The following is a 21397-nucleotide window of genomic DNA, read 5'->3' as shown; positions in this document are numbered from 1 at the left end:
TGAGTCGCCCGCCCCTGCCTGCATAGTATTGCCGTGTGCGTGCAATCGTCTATGAAGAGTTCTCTGTCCTCCCCCAGCTGAGAGACATCGAGTCCCCCTCCACTCCCACCGCCGGTGTCGTCATCGACGTCGAGGCCACCGGCGTCTGCCGCAGCGATCATCACGCGTGGTCGGGCCACGACTCCACGATCTCCTTGCCCCATGTGCCCGGCCATGAGCTGGTCGGTCACATCGCCTCTGCGGGACCCGAGGTCACGGACTTCCGTGTTGGCCAGCGCGTGACCGTGCCCTTCGTGTGCGGCTGCGGGCGCTGCCGGTGGTGCCTGAGCGGCAATGCTCAGGTCTGCCCGAATCAGACTCAACCCGGCTTCACCCACTTCGGCTCCTGGGCGGACCAGGTGGTCATCCACAACGCCGATGCCAACCTCATCGCGGTCCCCGACGATCTGCCTGCCTCGGCGATGGTGGGACTCGGATGCCGATTCGCCACCGCATTCCACGGACTGAGGGTGCGAGCGAACCTCAACGCCGGTGAGACGGTCGCGGTCTTCGGCTGCGGCGGGGTCGGCCTGTCAGCGATCATGATCGCCCGGGCCATCGGCGCCCAGGTTGTCGCCGTCGATGTCAGTGATGCCGCACTCGAGCGAGCCCGACAGCATGGAGCGGCGCACACGGTCAACGCTTCCGGTAAGAGCCCGACCCAGCTGTCCGCCGAGGTGGTCGCACAGTTCTCGGAGGAGTGTCCCGATGGTGTGGCTGTCAGCGTGGATGCGCTGGGCCGTGAGGACACGATCGCTGCCGGGATCGCCTCGCTGGCGCCCTTGGGCCGTCATGTCCAGATCGGACTGCTGTCTGCTCCGCCGGTGATCGACGTAGGACGTGTCATCGGTCTCGAGCTCAGCGTCCTCGGCTCCCATGGGATGGCCGCGGCCGAGTACCCGGAGATGCTGGACCTCGTCGGCGACGGCAGACTCCGCCCGCAGGACCTGGTCACGAACGTCATCGGTCTTGAGGACGCTCCCGCGGCCATGGAGATGCTGGGCTCGAGCACCGGCTCGGGGATGACCATCATCGACCTGAGCCGGTAACGGGCCGAGTCAGCCCTCCTGCAGGGCTGAGCGCATCGAGGATGCCAGATCCTCGATCAGCTCAGCGTCACCACGCACACCCGGTTCGAACGGCAGCCGCAGCCGGTCCTTCGTCTTGTCCCGGTAGCGCGGGATGAGGTGCATGTGGAAGTGGAAGACCGTCTGCCAGGCATCCTCTCCACAGCAGTTGAGCAGGTTGACCCCGTCCGCGCCCCACGCGTCGAAGACGTGCTTGGCGATGCGCTGTGACTCGATGGCCACCTCGGCGAGGTCGGCGGACGGGATGTCGCGCAGATCGGTGCTGTGACGCTTGGGAACGACGAGCAGATGCCCGTCGGAGCCCGGCTGGATGTCCATGAATGCGTAGGTCGTCTCGGTCTCAGCAACCTTCGCACCCGGCACGTCACCTGCGACGATCCCGCAGAACAGGCAGTCCTGGCTCATCAGTGCATCACACCATCACGGCGAGCACGACCGGAGCTTCCTGACCCGCCCAGCGGCCCAGGAGCAGTCCCGCGTCGGATCCCTCAGCGGGAGAGTCGAGGTTGAGTTCATACAGCACCTGCACGTCTTCGGCACCGGCCATGGGTCCCGTGCCCCAGGCATGAGCCACATCGGTGATCTCGTCGATTCGGTTGCCCTCGTCGTCGACGCGGTACTGCTTTGCCGAGGTTCCGGCGGTGGCGATCGCGTGGTCCAGTCGCTGCCGGAAGTGTGGGTCGCCCATTCCGTCATAAACCCAGCGCGTGCCGAGGATGGAGTGCTCCATGGTCGAGATCAGGTGCTTGTCGGCACCGGCCAGCTCAACACCACGGTAGGTCAGCGGCACCTGGAAGACACGGTCACCGGCGGCCACGATGTGGATCTCGGCGCCTACCTTGCCTTCCGGATCGTCGAAGCGGTAGGACGTGACCTTCTTCAAGGACTCCGGGGCCACATCGGCCTCGGCTGCCCATGACTGCTTGGACAGCCATGCGGAGATGACGTCGAGTTTTCCGGGGTTCAGTTCGGCGCTGTAGATGTCAGCCATGTCATGCCTTCCGGGTCCCGGGGATCCATTCCCCATCGACCACTTCATAGTCGGAGAAGATCGCTGGGGCCTCTTCGCGCATGGCCTCACCGATTTTGTTGAACACGAGACGGATCTCTTCCTCTGCTCCCTTGGCGGTGCGCATCTCGATGACGTGACGCAGGGAGCGCAGGTTCGCGGTGTAGACGATGCCGGTGGCCAGGCCCTCGGGTGCGAAGCGGCGCATGAAGGAGGTCATGTGCTTCTTGTGGGAGAACTTGGTGCTGGCTTCGTCGAGTTCGAAGTGCTCGGTCATCCACTTCTGGTGCTCTTCGAGGGTGTCGAGGACCTTGAGCGAGCGTTCCATGAGCTCCGAGTCCTCACGTGCCCATTCGGGGAACCAGAACGGAATGTCGGCCAGGCGCACGTAGCGCAGGGATTCCTGCGAGAACGCCGATCCTGCACGGTGACGGATGAGTTCGTGGGTGAGCACCCGTGAGACGTTGTGGAGGACGAAGGTGAAGTTCGCGTGTTCGAGCACCGATCCGTGCTGGGAGGCGATGACGTTGCCCAGGTACTGGGCCGAGTCGGTGCGCACGCGCGACACGTTCGGGTTCAGTCCCGGTTCCCACGAGCGGTAGCACATGCGTCCGGAGAACTCGAGCAGATCCTCGGCGTCGGGAGAATCGGCCTCTTCGACCCGGTCGGCCCAGGTAGTTCCGCCCACCTCGTCGAGGTATGTCCTCATCGATTCCCAGTCGATGCTGGGTTTTGCGAGCAGTTCTACGGATGGTTCGACCTGGCGCATGGCTCTCCTTGTGCAGGGTATGGCTTGATTGATTCCCAATCCTACAGATCAGATCGCCGAGGTGGTTCGACCGTCCGTGACGAATGTTAGGTCACGTCTCTGTCGAGCCGTGTTTCGCCTCGCTCGTCGACGATGTAGGCGTGTGCCTCGGATTTCTCCGCAATCACCGAGGTGGCTCTGAAGTTCTCGAAGACGACCGCAGCATGGTCATCGATGGCAAGCCCGGGCCCTGGAAGCTGGCCGGCCTCGATCCATGTTCGGAAGGTCTCGGCCCGGCCGGGTTCACCGTGATAGTGCGGGCAGGCGCTTCCGGGGATGAGCCCGAGGCCGTCGCTGAGTGGAGCCAGGGGCCCGAACGAATCTGTCGACGAGGCCTCGAACCAGCAGTTGGCACCGGCACTGATTCCGGCCAGGATAGTGCCCCTTGACGCGGCGAGCGCCATGATGTCATCGACTCCGTGGTCACGCCACAGCGTCAGCAGGTTGGCGGTGGATCCGCCGCCGACGTAGATGAGGTCCATGTTCTGGAGCATCTTCGGGTCCTGGTAACCCCACGGGCTCTGTCCGAACATTGAGAGCACGTGCGTTTCTGCCCGTCCGTCGAACGCGGCTTCGAAGCGGTGGATGTAATCGGGGTTGTCTCCTGAGGCGGTCGGGACGAAGCACACTCGGGGAAGCACCGAAGCTCCGCGACCACCTCGGCGGTGGTGAGCTTCTGTGCTGCGCTTGTCTCGAACGGTGGTCGCCAGCTCCAGGAGGTAGTCATCGATCGCTGATGTTCCGGATTCCGACATCGAGAACCCGCCACCACCGAGAGCGACGATCGTAGACTGGTTGAGGGCCGCATCCATCATCGTGTTGTGCGCCCCTGAGGTCGTCTGGCCTGCCATTGGTCTCGGGCTTTCCGTCTCGTTCGGCCAGCCTTCACCATTGCCACGACGGCGCCGACTCCGAAGAACAGGAAGCCGGTTGCGGCAACGATGAGCACCGCGATCTGGTTGCCGCTCACCCCGTAGGTCACCGCTGATATGAGCGTGAAGATGAACAGGAGCCCCATCCCGAGCCCCATCAGCAGCCCCACCCACAGTGTGAGCACGAACGTGGTCCGGGAATTGGGGTCCCTGCGCATCAGAATTCCGCCGAAGAGACAGGCACCGAAAAAGACCAGGCACACCAGCCCGATCAGGCGGAGAGCGCCGATGAACATACACAGCAGCGAGGCCGCCACGAACACGGACGAGACGATGATGAGTGTGGTTCCCTGCCGCCTCTCACGGCGTTGTGCTTCCGCGGCCAGGGCCAGTGCTTGGGCCTGCCACCAGGGGTTTTGATCACCTGAGGACATACTCACGGCACCCGGTGCGTCCACTTCTCGGTGCCGAACTTCTCATCAACCAAAGCCTGCGCCTTGTCCAGTTCGTCGGCAGTGAAGGTGTCGAAGTTTGCCCCATAACGGTCAGCAAAGGTGTTGGCCATGACGTCGATGATGTCCTTGCGGGCCTCACCGGTCTGGCTGCGGAGGGGGTCGACGCGCTTCTTGGCGCTCGATACTCCCTTATCGGAGATCTTCGCCTCGCCGATGCGCAGGACTTCGACCATCTTGTCGGCGTCGATGTCATAGCTCATGGTCGCGTGGTGGAGCAGAGTGCCATCACGCAGTCTCTTCTGTGCCGCACCGCCGATCTTGCCGCCGGTTGAGGAGATGTCGTTGATCGGCTTGTAGAAGGCTTCGACGCCGAGGCTCTTCAGTGCGGCTAGCACCCATTGGTCGAGGAAGACATAGGATTCCTCGTAGTCGAGGCCGGCGACCAGCGAGGGCGGTACGAACATCGAATAGGTGATGCAGTTCCCGCCTTCCATGAACATCGCTCCCCCGCCGGAGATGCGGCGCACAACCTGCACACCGTACTTCTCGACTCCCTCCGGTCGGAGTTCGTTGACATAGGATTGGAAGGCTCCGATGACCGTGGCGGTATCGTCCCATTCCCAGAACCGCAGGGTCGGTTTCCGTCGTCCCGCCGCGACCTCGTCCAGCAGCACCTGGTCGAGGGCGACGTTGACCTGAGTGGGCAGCACCTCGCCGCGGATGACCTGCCAGTCGAAGTCGGTGAAGTTCGCGGCCGACCCCAGTGCGCGGCGGACGACTGTGGCAATGTCCGAGGTGGAGAACCCGTGCATCGCCAGTTCCGAGCCGTATCCGGCAAGTGCCGTGTCGAGGCGCTGACGCAGATTCGCATTGTCCGCGGTGACACTGGCACCCACGAGCGCGGGAGCAAGGTCGAAGTAAGCTTCTTCGGGTTCGAGGAAGAAGTCGCCGGAGATCTTGACCTCGGTGATGGTCTTCCCGTCGGTCTCTACATCGGCGACCACGAGTTTTCCGCCGATGACCTTGTACTCGGCGTGAAAGCGTTGGGTTTCGTGCGTGTCGTTCGTCATGGTTCCAACGCTACGCCCAGGCTCCACTCAGAAGCTGTGAGCTTGCTCACTCTCCTGTCAGCGAGTTCCACAGGAATCGGTAGCTGAGTGCGCGGGTGAAGGCCGCCTGCCTGTTGTCCGACGCTGCCGAGTGTCCGCCTTCCGTGTCTTCGAAGAACCACACGTCGTCAATGCCGCGATTCTGCATCCGAGCTGCCATCTTGCGTGCCTGCACTGGACCGACCCGGTCATCAGAGGTCGCCGTCCAGAACAGCACGGGCGGATAGTCAGTGCCAACTTCGAGCAGATGATAGGGCGAGAACTTCTGAATGAATGCCCAGTCCTCAGCCACATCGGGGTCACCGTACTCTGCCTTCCACGAATAGCCGGCGCTGAGTTTGGTGTAGCGGCGCATGTCCAGAAGGGGGACTCCGCACGAGATTGCACCGAAGAGTTCGGGGTGCTGTGTGAGCATGTTTCCCACCAGCAGCCCGCCGTTCGAGCCACCCGCGCACGCCAGGCTGCGCGCAGATGTCACTCCGCGTTCGATGAGGTCGCGGGCAACGGCAGCGTAGTCCTCATAGGCTCGCATCCGGTTCTCTCGCATCGCCGAGGTGTGCCACCGTGGCCCGTATTCTCCACCGCCGCGGATGTTGGCGAGGACATAGACCCCGCGACGCCCTGCGGGAATCGGCGCTTCAGTCGCCGTGACGGTCTGTTGGCTGTCGGGATCTTGCCAGGCCCCAGTCGTCGTGCGACCCAGCCATCCGATGCCCATCACCGGGGTGTAGCCCGGCGTCCGGCTGACCTCGAAACCGCCGTACCCATCCAGAAGGGTCGGATTCCTCCCGTCGAGGACCAACTCGCTGTCGGCAATCTGGAAATAGGGGATCTTAGTCCCGTCCTCACTTGTGGCGAAGTGCTGTTCGACGCAGAACCCGTCGCTGGCAAACAGTGCCGGTGCCGATTTGATGACGACGGGCGCGCTGTAGCCGTTCGAAGGCTCCAGGCTCCCATACGACAGAGTCGACGGAGTCAGAAACCCCGTGCTCACCAGCCAATAGTCGTTGGCGCTCGCGTCATCGTGTTTGTCGACGGCCCCCAACCCGACCATATGATTGGCGGGGACTCCTGGCAGCGAAGACGACGAGAAGTTGTCGTTCGGGTTAAGAACGACCAGTTGTGACTGCACGTCAGCCAGCAGCTCGAGGATCAGGAAGTCCCGTGTCCAGGTCCACGACTGCAGGGCGGAGTGTTCATCCGGGGTGAAGATGACGGTCGGTGCGATTGTCCCGGCCTTCACCTCGGCGATGTCAGCAACGGCCAGACCTCCGGCCGGGACCGAGAAGTTCTCGTGACTCCACTCGGATTGGGGCCGGAAAAGGACGAAGTCCCTTTCGAACCCGACTTCCACATCGGTTGGCACATCGACGACGGTCCAGTTGCTCTCCCACGCCGAGGCGATGATTGAGACGGGCCCGGATTCGTCGACGACTGCGTCGAGGTCGATGAAGCTGAGTCGCGTGTTGAAGAAGTCTATGGCATCGATGGCGAACGCTCTGTCGGTGGAATCGGTGCCTGCAGCCCCTACGTCACTGCCGACGAAGATGGCGACATGGTCGTGGGGCACTTCGGCCACGATCGGAGCCTCAGCAATGGCCTGCCCACGCCTGAGAACACGTGCCTGACGCGGATAGGACGAGGTGGTGAGAGAGTCCTCGCCCGTATCGGTGGCGACGATGATTGTGTCGTCATCGAGCCACGCGAAGCGAGTCTTCGCCGAAGGCAGGTCGAAGCCGCCGTCGACGAAGGTTTTGGTCACCAGATCGAATTCGCGCACCCGGTGGGCGTCTCCACCATCGGGCGACAGCGAGACGAGTGCACGGGAATTGTCCGATCGGCGCACCGAGGCTCCAGCCCACACCCAGGGCGTCGCCTCCGCTGCGCCGAGCTCGTCGAGGTCGATGAGGACCTCCCACTCGGGAGAATCGGAGACGTAGCTGTCCCACGTGGTTCGTCTCCACATGCCTTTGGGGTTCGTGGAGTCGCGCCAGAAGTTGAAGTAGTGATCTCCGCGTTTGGCCACCATCGGTATCTTGCCTTCGGAGTCCAACGCGGTCCGAATGTCCCCGGCGATGGAGTCGAACAGATCGTCTTGGAACCGGGCAATGGTCTTCGCGTTCTGGTCCTTGACCCAACCCATCTGCTTATCCCCGTGAATGTCTTCGAGCCACAGGTTCTCATCGTGTGGCATGGGGGCCAGGTTCTGCGGCTCAGTGGCCGCGGTGGGAGCTTCGGTCTGCTGGTTGTCTGACGTAGCTTCTTTGCGCATGCCACCATCCTAATGATCGCGGGGTGGTGCGTAGCACGTGCTCTCCGGCGCAGCTGTTCCACCGCGGTAGAGCAGCTCAGCCGTCGGTCAGCAGTTCAATCCTCGTGAACGGTTCGGCTCAGGCTGGTGGTCTGAACATGACCAGTCCCGGTTGGCCATTGGGCGCCTGGGGCCCATGACCGAGCGCGAAGAAACCGAGGCTTTCGTAGAGTCGGCGAGCGGGGCTGTCGATGTCGTTGGTCAGGAGCCAGCAGCTGTGCCCGCTGATGCCGGCCAGCCAAGTCTGCAACGTGGCCCGTCCGAGTCCAGCACTGCGCAGATGAGGGTCGCGTGCCAACAGATTGAGCGCGAACGACCATTCGATCGCCTGCGCGGCGTCGCCGAGAGTCGAGCGGAGTTCATGTGCCCAGTCGTGGTCCTGCTCCGCCCAGGACCAGAAATGGCCGTAGGCGATCGATCTCAGGCGCCCACCAGAGCGCGACGCTGCGACAAGGACCTGACCGTTTCTGACCGAGAGGTCGTACAGACTCCCGAACAGTGCAGCGTGCCTCGGATCTTCATTCAAAGGCGGTTCGGCTGCTGCCGCTGCGTAGAGTTCTTCGACCTCGAGAGGCGGAGGGAGCACCCCCAGGATTCCAGCCGCTGAGCCCACGAGTTCCCAGCTCTGCCCCAGACCACCTGGTAGGCCCCACACGAGTTCAACGTTGAGCTCTGCAGGTGAAGTTCCGAGAACTTCACGCTCGGCATGTTCGTCCATGCTCCCACCCTAGCCACGTCGGCAGTCGAGGAGTTGAACTCATGACAAAATCTTCGCCACTGGGTTGAGGATCTGGTGCATGGCAGACGAGCTGCTGGGCAGCCATGGGTCTGACACCTAGCTGGTGACCGGGGGCCATTGCCTAGTCGCAGGCACCAATCACTCGAGGACATCAATCCGCAGAGACGAATTCGGTCAGTTGCCCCGCTAGGCACATTTCCACCACACTCGGCAGCTCCTCCCGACATTCCCACACATCCACCTTGAGGGATTCGAATTTTCCTTTAGACCTCCGTGCTTCGACTTTTCGAAGTGGTGGAATTCTCACTTTGAAGAGACTGGGGTCGTTGGCTTCATCCGACATCTGTTCGGTGGTGAGGTTGGAGCGGGGAAGTTCACTTGAGTTCGCCATCGGTGTTCCGATCGGTCTGGTGCTGATCTGATATCGGTGTCCGGTGGGGGTTCGTACGACCAATTCGTCTGCCGTGGCCTCGTGTCGCCATCCTGGCAGTTCCTTGAGGAAATTGCAGGCGGCGCAGAGCCCTGAAGCGTTGTCCCAGTCGGTCTCACCACCAGCGGCGAATGCCTGCGAGTGGTCTGCGTGTTTGATCTGGGCATCGCACCACGGTGATCGGCAGACATCATCACGAATCACCACCATGCGTCGAAGGAGTCCGGAGAATTCACGTCGCTTCGAGTCCATCCGGACCAACTGTCCGTCGGACGGGCGAGTGTACAACCTGCGAAGAAAGACTGAGGCTTCATTGTCGGCGATGAATTCGCGTGCCGTCTTTGCGGGGATCGGGCCGAAGCCGGGGAACCACGCTGGAGTCTCGCCCGGGTCGAAGAGACTGTCCTCATTCATCACTACGTGGACTTCGGTAGGGATGGCCTCAGCACCGTCCTGGCCCGTGGTTCTTTCGACCAAGAGATCGGCCATGACCTGTCCCTGAGTTCGCCCTTCGGACTGCCCTGTACCGACGATCGACTGTGCCGATTTCGACAGGTTTGTATACGCTGCAACTGCCTGCGACAGCGGCAGGAGCGCTGTCAGATACGCCATATTTCCCGGCGCTGGACGCACCGTGACGGCACGTTCTTCCACACACCTGTCGAGGTGCTCGACGGCTGCTTTCTGGTCGAGCTGCTGGGCCAGAGCGCGAACCTCGTTGCCCAGTCGACCAACACCCACCTCGGCGAGGCGATCGACCATCCGGTCATCGACCTCGTGCCTTTTGTCTCTGGGTAGCCAATCGGTCTCCTTCGCAACGACTCGCGCCTTCTCCTCTGAGATGTCTCCGCTCTTCAAGGAGGCATAGGTTTTCGGAAGATCCATCAACAGGGACCGGGCGAAGCCGAGCAGCTTGCTCCCTCTGGCCCGAGACACTTTCCGAGCCAGCCCGATCTCACCGCCAAGGCCCTTGCCCTGACTGCGGCTCGGCACACCTTCTTCAGCTTCACGATTCCGACGGTGCATGTCGAAGGTCAACGTCTCTCTGGCCTGCGCTGCAGCGCTCACCGACGTCAGTTCTTCCAGCGCAGTGATTCTGTCGATCGCTTCGGTTTCCGTGCGCGCAGGCGGCAGGTCGGACAGCACCTCGCGCCACCGATGAATCTCGGTGATCACGTCTGAAACCGTCCGTGCTTCCATACCAATCACAGTAGCCGTCGGCACTGACACGAGATTTTGGCCGAGTATCAGTCCAGCTCAGGGACGGTTTCGAACGACAAGACCCTCAACCCAGCGCTTCGCCAGTGGTCTCTCGCGCAAGCAGACCCATCAGCACCACCGCCACAATCACGAGCAGTCCCGTGAGAATGAAAGTCACTGTCAGTCCGAGGACCGGCCACATGAACGCACCGAAGACAAGCGGAGCAATACCAGTGGCAATGCGGGAGGCAGCCGATGCCCAGCCGAATCCCGAAGCTCGCAGACGGGTCGGGTACAACTCCGAGACGTAGGTGTAGAGAGTGGGAATCGCGATCTGCACGACGAACCCGAACCCGATGATGCTGGCTCTGGCTGCAAAGGTCAGCTCTGAACCTGAGGCCTCGATGAACACGGCAGCGCATACCAACAGGACTGCGGAGACAATCGAGGTCACGCCGAGCACCCATTTTCGGCCCACACGTTCGACGATCAGCGCCGAGACGATGACGCCGAGGATGCCCACCGCGGTCATCGACCCGGTGACCATGAACGCTGCTTGATCGCCCATGCCCTGCTTCTTCAGGATGCCCGGCAGCCATGTCAGTGCCGCGTAGTAGACAAGGAGGACGGAGACGAACAGGGCCCAGGAGACGAGAGTCGTCTTGGCCGAGTACTGCCACAGTTGCACCAACTGGCCGCTGGCTGCACGCAGCTTTTTGTTGACAGAGATGAGAGTTCCAGACGAGTCGGATGCCTGCCGCGGCGCCGGGGCCGTGCCGGTGGCCTCGATCGCGCCCTTTGCGGGGACATCGTGGGTCCAGGTCGTCACCTCGGCGCCGGTGCGCTCGACGAGCCGGGCGATGATGGCGTCGGCTTCGGCATACCGTCCCACGGAGGCAAGGTAGAGAGGTGATTCGGGAATTCCGAAACGCACGGCAACTGTCAGCAGCGCGGGCACAATCATGACGAGCATGATGAGGCGCCAATCACCCACTCCCAGCAAGGATGCAGAGACGAAGGCGCACAGCGAGGCGCCGATCGGCCACCATCCGTCCATCGCAGTCAGGACGCGCCCGCGGTGCTTCTTGGGAGTGAATTCCCCGACGAGCGCATAGTCGACGGGGATGCATCCGCCGAGCCCGAATCCGGCGAGGAATCGGAACAGGATGAACCAGCTGAATGCTGGGGAGAAGGCGCCGGCAACTGTGAAGACTGAGAATACGAGAAGCGTGAGGGTGAATGCCTTCTTCCGGCCGATCACATCGGCGATGCCGCCCCAGATGAAGGCGCCCAGCGCCATGCCGATGAGGTTGGCCGTAGCGATCCAGGCGGCCTGGCCGACGCTCAGGCTCCAGTAGTCGCTGAGCAGCGGAATGAGGAACCCGTTGAGGGCGACGTCCCAAGCGTCGAACATGAACCCCAGGCCGCCGATGATGAAGATAACGCCTTGGGTTCTCCATCGCCAAGGAAGGTTGGCGATGACTTCGGAAGCGGTCGGCGTGGACGCCGAGGTTGCAGTAGACACGGGCCCACAGTACCCCTTTAACGCACTTATGAGTAAATTACCCTCTGAGATTCGCATCGCACATTGAGAGGGTCGGGTGCCGCGATCGAAATCGCGGCACCCGACCCTCTCAATGTGAGGCGAGTTGAGCCGACGCACCTCCGCAGCCACTGGGCTCACAGGCCCCAGCCCCTCGGTGCGCAGACCTTAGGCCAGGCGAACCATCCAGTTGTTCGTATCCTCGGCACGACCGTACTGGATGTCGAGCAGAGTCTTGCGGAACTCCATGGTCTTCTCACCGGGCTCATCACCGTGATCGATCGTGAAATCGCTGCCGACGACACGGCCGATCGGAGTCACGACAGCGGCGGTGCCACAGGCGAAGGCCTCGACGATGTCGCCATTGGCAGCACCCTCACGCCATTCGTCGACCGTAACCTTGCGCTCTTCCGGCTCGAGACCCAACTGCGGGGCGAGGTCGAGCAGAGACCGGCGAGTGACACCATCGAGGATGGAATCACCGAGCTCTGGAGTCAGCAGGCGGCCATCCTTGGTCACGAGCATGAGGTTCATACCGCCGAGCTCGTCGATGTATTTGTTCTCTGCGGCGTCGGTGAACAGCACCTGCTGGCACCCCTGGGCTGCGGCTTCGTTCTGCGCTGCCAGCGAGCCCGCGTAGTTGCCACCGCATTTGGCGAATCCGGTGCCGCCGGAGCCGGCGCGGTTGAAGTTCTGCGACAGCCAGATCGAGACGGGCTTGATGCCGCCGGAGAAGTACGGACCGGCGGGGCTGGCGATGACGTAGTAGTCGACCTCATGGCTGGACCGCACACCCAGGAATCGCTCGGTGGCGATCATGAATGGCCGCAGGTACATGCTCGACTCGTCGGTCTCGGATTCTGGGGTGGGAACCCATTGCTGATCGAGTGCGACCAGCGCCTTGATCGATTCGATGAAATCCTCTTCCGAGATCTGCGGCAGCGCAAGACGCTCGGCGGATTTGTTGATGCGCGCAGCGTTGCGCTCGGGACGGAAGGTCCAGACGGAGCCGTCTGCGTGGCGGTAGACCTTCATCCCTTCGAAGATCTCCTGCGCGTAGTGGAACACTGCAGCAGCAGGATCGAGCACCAGCGGACCGTAGGGCTTCACCTCGTGAGCGTGCCAACCATCGTCAAGGGTGTACCTGACGTGGGCCATGTGGTCGGTGAAGTAGAGCCCGAATCCGGGGTCCTTCTTGATGTTCTCTCGCACCAGCTCGGGTTGCGGCTGGACATTCTTGAGAACGGCAAACTTAGTCATAAGAACTCTTTTCTCATTTGTGATGAGTGACACTGACAGGGTAGTCCATCACCCCGGTGCGCGTCGCACCGGGGTGATGCCCCTGTCCCCTCGAACAGGGTTGAGTCCCTGCCCTGCCGAACGGGCGAATCCCTGACACCGCCGAGGCGGTCGTGCCGCCTCAGCCCAGTCGAGCCGCAATCGCGTCGCCCACCTCGGCGGTGGATCGCTTGGTTCCGTCGCGATCGGCCAAATCGGCTTCAACAGCGGTCTCGATCGACTTAGCCACGACGTCGAGCCCCAGGTGCGAGGCCATCAGTGCACCGGAAAGGATCGAGGCGGTCGGATCGGCGATCTGCTGTCCGGCGATGTCTGGGGCCGATCCGTGGATGGGCTCGAATAGGCTCGGCGCCGTACCTTCGACATTCAGATTGCCCGAGGCGGCCAGTCCGATGCCGCCGGTCACGGCCGCCGCGAGGTCGGTGAGGATGTCACCGAAGAGGTTGTCGGTGACGATCACGTCATAGCGTGAGGGGTCGGTGACCATGTAGATCGTGCACGCGTCGGTGTGCTCGTAGTTGAATGTGACTTCGGGGTACTCGGCGCCGACCTTCTCGACGACCCGACGCCACAGGTGGCCCGCATGGACCATGACGTTGTGCTTGTGGACGTAGGTGAGTTTCTTGTTCCTCGCCTGTGCGCGCTCGAATGCGTCACGAACAGCGCGTTCGACGCCGTACCAGGTGTTGATCGAGACCTCGGTCGCGACCTCGTGGGGCGTATCGGTGCGGACAGAGCCACCCATCCCGGTGTACGAACCTTCGGTGCCTTCACGGACGACCACGAAGTCGATCTCTCCCGGATTCGCCAGCGGACTGGTGACTCCAGAGAAGAGCTTCGACGGCCTCAGGTTCACTGCGTGGCTCAGCCCGAAGCGCATCTTGAGGATCACACCACGTTCCAGCACACCCGATGGCACACTCGGGTCGCCGCATGCACCGAAGAAGATCGCGTCATGGCCACGCAGCGATTCCAGCTCTTCGTCTGTCATCGTCTCGCCGGTCTCGTGCCAGCGGCTGGCGCCGACATCGTAGTTCTTGAGCTCAAGCTCCACGGGTTCTCCGGAGACCTCGATGGCGCGCTTGAGAACCTTCAGACCTTCAGGGACGACCTCATTGCCGATTCCATCACCGGGCATGACTGCAATTGAAAACTTCATAGGTACAGATTAGAACCCATCTCACTATACAACTAGGCCGTCCTGCCATCCGGACACTGATGTGTCGTCAACTGCACCGGATCCCGTCATCGACAATTTCATGTCTCAAACTTCGTTCCTGACTACAATTTCCCGCTCCGAAGGTCGAAGATAGGAGGAACACCTCAAAACCCCAGAGAAAGTCGATCATTGACAGATAGGATCATCCGCAACCGCCGAGCCGCCGCCCTTCCCGCCAAGCTCTCCCGCTCTTGGCTGCTGGTCAATGCGGCTAAGGAGGAGATCTTCTCTGCGGCGCAGATCTCCGAGTCGGATTCCGTCATCTTCGACCTCGAAGCATCGGTCTCCGACGACAAGAAGCTCGAGGCTCGTGACAATGTCGTGCGCGCTCTTGAGGGCGGCATGTCCGCGTGGGTCCGGATCAACAAGATGGACTCCGAATTCTGGGACGACGATCTGGCCTCCGTTGCCATGCTTCCCGGACTGCGCGGCGTGATGCTGCCGGAGACCGAACGGCCCGAGCAGGTCTCCTACACGGCAATGCGGGCGAAGGCAGGACTGCCGGTCATCGCGCTCCTCGAATCTGCGATGGGCGTGGAGAACGCGACCAAGATCGCCGAGGCGCCCGGCACCTTCCGTCTTGCATTCGGAACGAACGACTTCCGCAAGGACACCGGTTTCTCCGGCGATCCGATGGCGCTGGCCTACGCCCGCTCACGCCTGACCATCGCCTCACGCATGGGTGGACTGCCCGGAGCGATCGACGGCCCCTCAGCAGCCGCCGCCAGCGATGAGCAGGTCCGCAAGGACGCCGAGGTGACCCACATGATGGGTATGACCGGAAAGCTCGTGCTCAACGTCGATCAGGTCGTGACACTCAACGAGTCGATGAGTCCGAGCGAAGACGAGCGCGACTGGGCACGTCAGATGCTCGAAGCAGCCGAGGGCGGTTCCGAGATCACGGACGGCTCGTACCTCCCACGCCTGACTCGCGCGAAGAAGATTGCATCCCTGGCCTCTACCTACGGTCTCTGGAACGCCTGAGCCTTTAGGAATGTCGGTCCGTCAACCCTCGTGGATCCTGTGGTCGACCCTGCCAGCGGTCCTCCTCGTCGTCGCATTCGGCCTGTGGCTGAGAGTCAATGTCTCCGGACCTACGGCGGTTGATCAGGATTGGCTGAACCTCGTCGGGCTTGAGCCAGGCACCACCGGGTACTGGCTGGCGGTCACTCTCGCCGAGGTGGGCGGGGGTGCGGGGGCCGTGATCTGCACCGGCCTGCTGGCTGCGATCTTCGTCCTCCTGCGACAATTCCGTGCCGCAGGTGTCCTCGTGACCACCATGCTCATGGGGATCGCTCTGTCCGAACTGCTTAAGGCCGTGGTCACCCGAGTCCGCCCCGGCGAACAGCTCTATGACTCCCTGGGCTATTCATACCCTTCGGGCCATTCCATGGGCGCGGCCGCACTGGCCCTGGGACTCGCCTTCATCGCCTCCCGAGCCCACATGATCAATCTGGCGAAGGCCGTTCCGACCGACATCGCGCCCCCGCTCGAACCGGTGCGTCTGCGGTTCCACTGGTCGATGGTCCTGGCCCTCGCATGGATCCTGCTGATGATGTGGTCACGCACGGCGCTCCAGGTGCACTGGCTCTCCGACACGATCGCCGGAGCCCTCATCGGCGCCTCGGCCGCGGTACTCGCCGACGAACTGTGGACCTGGGCGGCGATAAGGACCCGTTCGCCTCATCGTCAGAGGTGAACGGGTCCTAGTCAGAGGTGAACGACTCCTAGTCAGAGACTGTCTCAGTCCTCGCTCAATGAGACTCCACTGAATGCAGAGGCGTTGACGGCTCCCGCCACGGCCTTGACGACGGCTTCGGACACCGCCGAGTCGACAGCCAGCACAGACAGTGCATCATTGTCGGTCGCCGAGGGTGAGACCTGCATGCCCGCGATGTTGATGTCATTGGCGCCGAGGGCCTGGCCCAGCTGACCGATGATGCCCGGACGGTCCTCATAGCGGAAGATGAGCAGGTTGTCGGTGAGCTCGATCTCCAGCTCGAAACCGTTGACCTCGGTGAGCTTCTGCACGAGCTTCGGTCCGGTCACCGTACCCGAGACCGAGATCCGCTGGCCTTCGCTCGTCGTCGCGGTCAGCCGCGTGATGTTGCGGAATGATTCGCAGTACGGATCGGTGACGAGTTCGACGCCGATTCCGCGCTCCTCGGCCAACAGCGGGGCGTTGACGTAGGAAACCTGATCGGACACGACGTCCTTGAACAGGCCCTTGAGCGCGGAGAGCTTGAGGACAGACACGTCCTTGTCCGCGATCTCGCCGTTGACCTCGACCTTGAAATGTGTGACCGAGGAGTTCGCCAGTGAGTTGACGACTCGGCCCAGTCGTTCTGCCAGGGGAATGCCCGGGCGCACGTCCTCGTGGATGGCCCCGCCGGCAACGTTGACCGCATCCGGAACGAGTTCCCCGGCCAGGGCCTTACGTACGGACTTGGCCACGGCAACGCCGGCCTTCTCCTGTGCCTCGGCAGTCGAAGCGCCGAGGTGGGGCGTGACGTTGACGGCGTCGAGTTCCATCAGCGCCGAGTGCTCAGGAGGTTCGGTGTTCCACACGTCGATGCCGGCACCGCCGACTTCACCTGCTGCGACCGCCTCGGCCAGCGCCTCCTCGTCGATGATGCCGCCGCGGGCCACGTTGATGAATCGTGCGCCCGGCTTCGCCGACTTGAATTCCTCTGTGCTGATCATGCCGATGGTCTCGGGGGTCTTGGGCATGTGGACGGTGACGAAGTCACTGACGGCCAACAGCCCGGGCAGGTCGACGACCTCGACGCCCATCTGCGCGGCCCGCGCCTGCGTGATGTAGGGGTCGTAGCCGACCAGACGCATGCCGAATGCCTTCGCACGCTCAGCCACAAGTCCGCCGATGCGGCCGAGTCCGACGATGCCGAGAGTCTTTTCGTAGAGCTCCACTCCCGTGTACTTCGAACGCTTCCACTCCCCCGCCTTGAGCGAGGTGTTGCCGGCGCCGAAGTAACGTGCCGACCCGAGGATGTGGGCCATGGTGAGCTCGGCCGCGGAGATGATGTTCGAGGTCGGAGCGTTGACGACCATGACACCCGCCGAGGTGGCGGCTGGGACGTCGACATTGTCGAGTCCGACGCCGGCCCGGGCGATGACCTGGAGTTTCTTCGCAGCACTGATCGCCTCAGCATCGACCTGAGTGGCGGAGCGGACGAGAATCGCGTCGACATCGACGATGTCGTTGAGGAGCTGAGAACGGTCAGCACCTTCGGTCTGACGGATCTCGAAGTCCCCGCCAAGGGCATCGATGGTGGCCGGTGACAGTTTTTCGGCGATGAGCACGATGGGCTTGGGCACTGAGTTCCTCCTGAAGCGTGTGGGACGCGTCCATCTTATGAGACTTTGTGAATGCCTTCACAAGGTCTCAAATTCTGGGAAGTGAGTCCCGACTCAGCTCAGGTGCAGGTCTCAGAAACCGTTGGGCGAGTAGGGCATCCGTCCCAGGCTGAACATCGCACTGGCGCGCACCGCTGCTCCGGGCACGTTCTCGTCGATTCGTCCCGCCCTCGCCAGGATCACCGGGTCGGCACCGCCGAAGTAGAGGGAACCAAGCTCCGCGATACCCAGGCTCAAATCGGCAGGAGTCGAATCGGAGGCGGTTTCGACGACGGCGTTCTCACCGTCGGAGGTGATCGTGAAACGACCACCGGCCAAGTCCAGCGAATCATCGATCTCGAGCACCAATGTGCCAGGCACGTACCAGGGCCTGGCTTCGAGTGCTGCCTTGACATCAAGGATCCGGATCCAGATGTTGTCCTCCGTGGACACGGTCCTGACCCGGCGGGAATCGGTGAGCAGCCAGGGCAGCGGCGAATCCTCGGCCGATTCCCCGAATGTCACTCTCGTCGACAGGTCGATGGCGGCCAGGAATGACCACAGTGAGGCATAGGCGGCGTCGGTGACTGCGACGAAGTCGATGAGTTCGATCGTCGGCGGATTCTTCGACCAACCGGCGAATTTATAGGACACGTAGCCGTCGGCCTCGCCCTGCTCATTGAAGTGCAGGGCAGCACGCACGCCACGGTCGGCTTCACCCGTGTCGGTGTTCAACGCTCCGGTGGCACGCTCAACGTAGGTCTGCTGGCGTTCCATCGCACCCGGCGAGGTGCGCATGAACTCCCCGTAGATCTTCGGAGCCAGTTCACGCAGCTCACTGGGCAGACACATCTCGACCCGACGGTCGGGTTCGTGGACCATCTTGAATCCGGGTGAGGTGTCGACCTCGATGGAATGCGCCCAGGTGGCGACACCGAAGCCGAAGCGGGAGTAGATCCCACCCTCGGTCGCAGTCAGAGCGGCGAACGGGTATCCGTCGGCCTTCGCCTCGGCGAGGTCGGTCGTCATCAGCGACCGCAGCAGTCCACGCCGGCGATGCGTCGGCCGCACCGTCACCCAGGTGATCAGGCGTCCGGGCACCAGACGCCCACCACCCACGTTGACCAGCTTCTCGAACCACGCAAAGGTCGCCACAGGAATTCCCGCGTCGAGGGCGTGCTCGTATTCCTGCTTCGCATAGACGGCGGTGAGATTCCGGCCGTCGGCGATGGCCCGCCCCACGCGATTCTTCAGGGCATCGTCTGTCGAGCGGGCATCGTGGAATCCCACGCTCGTCGACGCGAAGTACCCCTGGGTGCGCTCATCAGGGGCACCGGTGGATTCGTCGAAGGCGGGCTTGAAGTTTTCGAATCTGTAGTTCGTCACGTTCTCCACAGTAATTCACCTCACGCCTCATGCACCCTGCCGACGCAGGAAAAGGCCGAATCGTCGTATTGAACCGAGCCGCGGAGACGAACGGCCACTGTGCCCAACAGTGAGTCATTGGCCCGAGCACTGAGTCATTGGCCCGAGCACCGAGTCAGCCTCCGACGCCGCGTTCCCCGACGCAGATAAACTGCTAAAACCTTCATCGTTGAGCAGATTCACAATCTCGAGCCTGTGATCCTGCTCTTACCTGTGCACCCGAATCGCTGTATCTGCGCAGGACACTACGCTACTGAGGCTCGAAATTACGTCCAATGACTTTGGTGACTTTGCTCAGGACGAGTTCAGGAGTAATAATTGTTGAGCAGTTCAGCGACCCTGGCTGCGACCACTCTCCGCCGGATGACCCGAACAGAATCGAAGGATGGCGATGACAGCAGCCTCACAAGGACCTGCCGAGCGAGTTCTAGCGCAGCGCACTCGCCGAGACAGCGTCTGGGCTCGTCTCCTGCGTTCGCGCGCATCCGTGACCGGCCTCGTCCTGGTGCTCGTCTTCATTCTTCTCGCGCTCCTGGCCCCGGTCTTCTCAGCGCTGACCGGCAACAGCCCGCTCTCCTACAATTCGGACCTCCTCGGACCCGACACCGCACCGGCAGGGCCATTCGGTGGGATCAGCACCCAGCACTGGTTCGGCGTCGAGCCTCGCACTGGTCGTGATCTGTTCGCGATCGTCTCCTATGGTGCTCAGGTATCCCTGCTCATCGGCCTGGCCGCCACGCTCGTCTCGATCGTCGTCGGGGTGATCGTCGGCCTCGTCGCCGGGTTCTATGGCGGCTTCGCCGATCGCCTGCTCTCGCGTCTGACCGACGTGATCTTCGGCTTCCCCTTCCTCATCTTCGCAATCGCGCTGTCCGCGACCGTCCCCGCGAGTGTCCCCCGCACCCTGCTCCTCATCCTCGTCATCGGCTTCTTCGGGTGGCCCTCGATCGCCCGCGTCGTGCGCAGCGAGACTCTCTCGCTCAAGGAGCGCGGGTTCGTCCGTGCCGCAGCTGCCCAGGGAACCGGAAGCGCCCGCATCATCATCCGTGAGATCTTCCCGAACATTCTGGCCACGATCATTGTCTTCACGACCGTGTCGATCCCGGGCAAGATCGGTGCCGAGGCGGCGTTGTCCTTCCTCGGGGTCGGCGTCAATCCGCCCACTCCGTCGTGGGGTCGCTCGATCTCCGACGCGATCTCCTGGGTCCAGGTCGATCCCATGTACCTGATCTTCCCCGGCATGGCGCTGTTCCTCGTGACGTTGGGCTTCAACATGTTCGGTGATGGTCTCCGTGATGCGCTCGACCCAGCTGAGGCGCGCAGCGAGAGTGCGGCACCGATCGAACCCGTGAGCACAGGAGGACAACCGTGAGCCGCGCCAAATTCGTCATCTATCGTCTGCTCGGGGCACTCATCGTGCTCTTCATCGTCGCGGCCGCGTGCTTCGCGATCTTCTACCTCATGCCCAGCAATCCCGCGCAGTATTCGTGCGGAAAGCCATGTTCGCCGGACCGCCTCGCCGAAGTCGAACGCTATCTGGGTGTCGATCAGGCGTGGTGGAAGCAGCTCTTCGACTTCCTTCGCGGAATCGTCGTCGGTCGTGACTTCGGCGCGGGTGCCGCTGCCATCCACTGCGATGCCCCCTGCTTCGGCTATTCGTTCCGTCTGCGCGACTCGGTCACGTCGCTCATCCTCAGCCGACTGCCGATCACCGTCTCACTGACTCTGGGTGCGGCAGTCCTGTGGGCCATCGGCGGGATCGCCGCCGGCCTCATCGCCGCTCTCAAGCGCGGAACTGCCACCGACAACGTGGTCATGGGAGCCGCCATCACCGGCATCTCAGCGCCCACCTACCTGCTGGGTCTGCTCGGCATCCTGCTCTTCGGCTTCACTCTCAACGTCCTGCCCATCGGCGGGTATGTGCCGCTGACCGAGAACCCTGCGATGTGGGCCTTCCACCTGATCCTTCCCTGGATCGTCCTGGCCATCGCCAATGCAGCGATCTATGCACGGCTGACTCGCGGCCAGATGCTCGAGGTGATGAGCCAGGACTACATCCGCACGGCCCGGGCCAAGGGGCTGAGCGAACCGGTCGTCATCGGCAAGCACGGGCTGCGCAATCTGGTGCTGCCCCTGACGACGCTCTTCGCGATCGACATCGGCGGGCTCCTGGGCGGGGCAGTGATCACGGAGAAGGTCTTCGGCCTCGGCGGCGTCGGCACACTGCTGCTCGAAGCCGTGTCGAACCTCGACATCCAGGTCATCGTCGGCGTCACTCTCTTCGCCGCGGCGATCGTGGTCATCGCGAATCTGCTGGCCGATCTCAGCTATTCGATCCTCGACCCACGAATCGGGGCCCGCCACTGACCCCCGCATCCACACGCACGGCGGGTACACGCGCCGACCGACGCAGCCACACCATCACCGGACCATGACGACACACACGGACACAGCGAACCTTCGGGCCCACCATCACCACCCCGATTGGGACGCTTGA

The 21397-nt window shown here is 62.6% G+C and carries 19 protein-coding genes; 5 read left to right on the top strand and 14 right to left on the bottom strand.

The genetic code is table 11. The features are described from left to right. Nucleotides 1-35 precede the first annotated feature (35 nt). Entirely contained in the window at nt 36-1088 is a 1053-nt protein-coding gene (locus tag BANT918_RS07490) for a zinc-binding dehydrogenase (RefSeq protein WP_009882610.1), read from the top strand. Between the two features lie 9 nt (nt 1089-1097). On the opposite strand, the gene BANT918_RS07485 is transcribed toward BANT918_RS07490, so the two are convergent. From BANT918_RS07485 to BANT918_RS07430, 12 genes are all read right to left on the bottom strand, one after another. Next, nucleotides 1098-1532 carry an HIT family protein gene (locus BANT918_RS07485; RefSeq protein WP_009882611.1) on the bottom strand — a complete coding sequence of 145 codons (435 nt, stop codon included), beginning with the start codon at nt 1530-1532 and terminating at the stop codon, nt 1098-1100. A 7-nt stretch (nt 1533-1539) separates the two neighbouring features. After that, nucleotides 1540-2118, bottom strand: coding sequence for a maltokinase N-terminal cap-like domain-containing protein (locus BANT918_RS07480; RefSeq protein WP_101619661.1), 579 nt, complete (start codon nt 2116-2118; stop codon nt 1540-1542). A 1-nt stretch (nt 2119) separates the two neighbouring features. Further along, a complete protein-coding gene (gene thyX, locus BANT918_RS07475; protein ID WP_009882613.1) occupies nt 2120-2905 on the bottom strand; it encodes an FAD-dependent thymidylate synthase in 786 nt (261 codons plus the stop codon). Between the two features lie 86 nt (nt 2906-2991). Beyond that, the gene (locus BANT918_RS07470) at nt 2992-3795 is read right to left on the bottom strand and encodes a peptidase E (protein ID WP_101598557.1); all 804 of its coding nucleotides are present in this window, start codon (nt 3793-3795) and stop codon (nt 2992-2994) included. Beyond that, nucleotides 3756-4250 (bottom strand): hypothetical protein, encoded by a 495-nt coding sequence (locus BANT918_RS07465; protein ID WP_035278533.1) that lies wholly within the window; start codon nt 4248-4250, stop codon nt 3756-3758. The genes BANT918_RS07470 and BANT918_RS07465 overlap by 40 nt, the downstream gene beginning before the upstream one ends. 2 nt (nt 4251-4252) lie before the next feature. Beyond that, nucleotides 4253-5341, bottom strand: coding sequence for a lipoate--protein ligase family protein (locus BANT918_RS07460; protein WP_101619660.1), 1089 nt, complete (start codon nt 5339-5341; stop codon nt 4253-4255). Nucleotides 5342-5387: 46 nt separating this feature from the next. Beyond that, nucleotides 5388-7652, bottom strand: coding sequence for a prolyl oligopeptidase family serine peptidase (locus BANT918_RS07455; RefSeq protein WP_101619659.1), 2265 nt, complete (start codon nt 7650-7652; stop codon nt 5388-5390). 118 nt (nt 7653-7770) lie between these two features. Further along, nucleotides 7771-8409 carry a GNAT family N-acetyltransferase gene (locus tag BANT918_RS07450; protein ID WP_101619658.1) on the bottom strand — a complete coding sequence of 213 codons (639 nt, stop codon included), beginning with the start codon at nt 8407-8409 and terminating at the stop codon, nt 7771-7773. Between the two features lie 172 nt (nt 8410-8581). Next, nucleotides 8582-10060, bottom strand: coding sequence for an HNH endonuclease (locus BANT918_RS07445; RefSeq protein ID WP_101619657.1), 1479 nt, complete (start codon nt 10058-10060; stop codon nt 8582-8584). An 85-nt stretch (nt 10061-10145) separates the two neighbouring features. After that, nucleotides 10146-11585 (bottom strand): MFS transporter, encoded by a 1440-nt coding sequence (locus BANT918_RS07440; RefSeq protein ID WP_101619656.1) that lies wholly within the window; start codon nt 11583-11585, stop codon nt 10146-10148. A 186-nt stretch (nt 11586-11771) separates the two neighbouring features. Further along, nucleotides 11772-12863 carry a branched-chain amino acid aminotransferase gene (locus BANT918_RS07435; protein ID WP_101619655.1) on the bottom strand — a complete coding sequence of 364 codons (1092 nt, stop codon included), beginning with the start codon at nt 12861-12863 and terminating at the stop codon, nt 11772-11774. A gap of 160 nt (nt 12864-13023) precedes the next feature. Then, nucleotides 13024-14061: a 3-isopropylmalate dehydrogenase gene (locus tag BANT918_RS07430; RefSeq protein ID WP_101619654.1), complete on the bottom strand. Its 1038-nt coding sequence runs from the start codon at nt 14059-14061 to the stop codon at nt 13024-13026. A 189-nt stretch (nt 14062-14250) separates the two neighbouring features. On the opposite strand from BANT918_RS07430, the gene BANT918_RS07425 reads away from it, so the two are divergent. Together BANT918_RS07425 and BANT918_RS07420 are read left to right on the top strand one after the other, a co-directional pair. Continuing rightward, a complete protein-coding gene (locus BANT918_RS07425; protein WP_180957274.1) occupies nt 14251-15105 on the top strand; it encodes an HpcH/HpaI aldolase/citrate lyase family protein in 855 nt (284 codons plus the stop codon). Nucleotides 15106-15115: 10 nt separating this feature from the next. After that, nucleotides 15116-15820, top strand: coding sequence for a phosphatase PAP2 family protein (locus BANT918_RS07420; protein ID WP_101619653.1), 705 nt, complete (start codon nt 15116-15118; stop codon nt 15818-15820). 44 nt (nt 15821-15864) lie between these two features. On the opposite strand, the gene serA is transcribed toward BANT918_RS07420, so the two are convergent. Continuing rightward, nucleotides 15865-17457 carry a phosphoglycerate dehydrogenase gene (gene serA, locus BANT918_RS07415; protein ID WP_101619652.1) on the bottom strand — a complete coding sequence of 531 codons (1593 nt, stop codon included), beginning with the start codon at nt 17455-17457 and terminating at the stop codon, nt 15865-15867. A 111-nt stretch (nt 17458-17568) separates the two neighbouring features. Then, entirely contained in the window at nt 17569-18861 is a 1293-nt protein-coding gene (locus BANT918_RS07410) for a GNAT family N-acetyltransferase (protein WP_101619795.1), read from the bottom strand. Between the two features lie 430 nt (nt 18862-19291). On the opposite strand from BANT918_RS07410, the gene BANT918_RS07405 reads away from it, so the two are divergent. Both BANT918_RS07405 and BANT918_RS07400 read left to right on the top strand, forming a co-directional pair. Continuing rightward, nucleotides 19292-20272 carry an ABC transporter permease gene (locus tag BANT918_RS07405; RefSeq protein ID WP_101619651.1) on the top strand — a complete coding sequence of 327 codons (981 nt, stop codon included), beginning with the start codon at nt 19292-19294 and terminating at the stop codon, nt 20270-20272. After that, entirely contained in the window at nt 20269-21267 is a 999-nt protein-coding gene (locus BANT918_RS07400; protein WP_101619650.1) for an ABC transporter permease, read from the top strand. Before BANT918_RS07405 ends, BANT918_RS07400 begins: the two co-directional genes overlap by 4 nt. Nucleotides 21268-21397: the final 130 nt, after the last annotated feature.

It is taken from the genome of Brevibacterium antiquum CNRZ 918 (genome assembly GCF_900169145.1).
Classification (GTDB): Bacteria; Actinomycetota; Actinomycetes; order Actinomycetales; family Brevibacteriaceae; genus Brevibacterium; species Brevibacterium koreense.
This window is presented reverse-complemented; position numbering and strand designations above follow the sequence as displayed.

Coding starts and splice junctions, on each gene's coding strand:
- BANT918_RS07450 (WP_101619658.1), bottom strand. CDS start 8,409: ATGGACGAACATGCCGAGCGTGAAGTTCTCGGAACTTCACCTGCAGAG.
- BANT918_RS07480 (WP_101619661.1), bottom strand. CDS start 2,118: ATGGCTGACATCTACAGCGCCGAACTGAACCCCGGAAAACTCGACGTC.
- BANT918_RS07470 (WP_101598557.1), bottom strand. CDS start 3,795: ATGGCAGGCCAGACGACCTCAGGGGCGCACAACACGATGATGGATGCG.
- BANT918_RS07460 (WP_101619660.1), bottom strand. CDS start 5,341: ATGACGAACGACACGCACGAAACCCAACGCTTTCACGCCGAGTACAAG.
- BANT918_RS07445 (WP_101619657.1), bottom strand. CDS start 10,060: ATGGAAGCACGGACGGTTTCAGACGTGATCACCGAGATTCATCGGTGG.
- BANT918_RS07405 (WP_101619651.1), top strand. CDS start 19,292: ATGACAGCAGCCTCACAAGGACCTGCCGAGCGAGTTCTAGCGCAGCGC.
- BANT918_RS07485 (WP_009882611.1), bottom strand. CDS start 1,532: ATGAGCCAGGACTGCCTGTTCTGCGGGATCGTCGCAGGTGACGTGCCG.
- BANT918_RS07430 (WP_101619654.1), bottom strand. CDS start 14,061: ATGAAGTTTTCAATTGCAGTCATGCCCGGTGATGGAATCGGCAATGAG.
- BANT918_RS07420 (WP_101619653.1), top strand. CDS start 15,116: ATGTCGGTCCGTCAACCCTCGTGGATCCTGTGGTCGACCCTGCCAGCG.
- BANT918_RS07465 (WP_035278533.1), bottom strand. CDS start 4,250: ATGTCCTCAGGTGATCAAAACCCCTGGTGGCAGGCCCAAGCACTGGCC.
- BANT918_RS07455 (WP_101619659.1), bottom strand. CDS start 7,652: ATGCGCAAAGAAGCTACGTCAGACAACCAGCAGACCGAAGCTCCCACC.
- BANT918_RS07435 (WP_101619655.1), bottom strand. CDS start 12,863: ATGACTAAGTTTGCCGTTCTCAAGAATGTCCAGCCGCAACCCGAGCTG.
- thyX (WP_009882613.1), bottom strand. CDS start 2,905: ATGCGCCAGGTCGAACCATCCGTAGAACTGCTCGCAAAACCCAGCATC.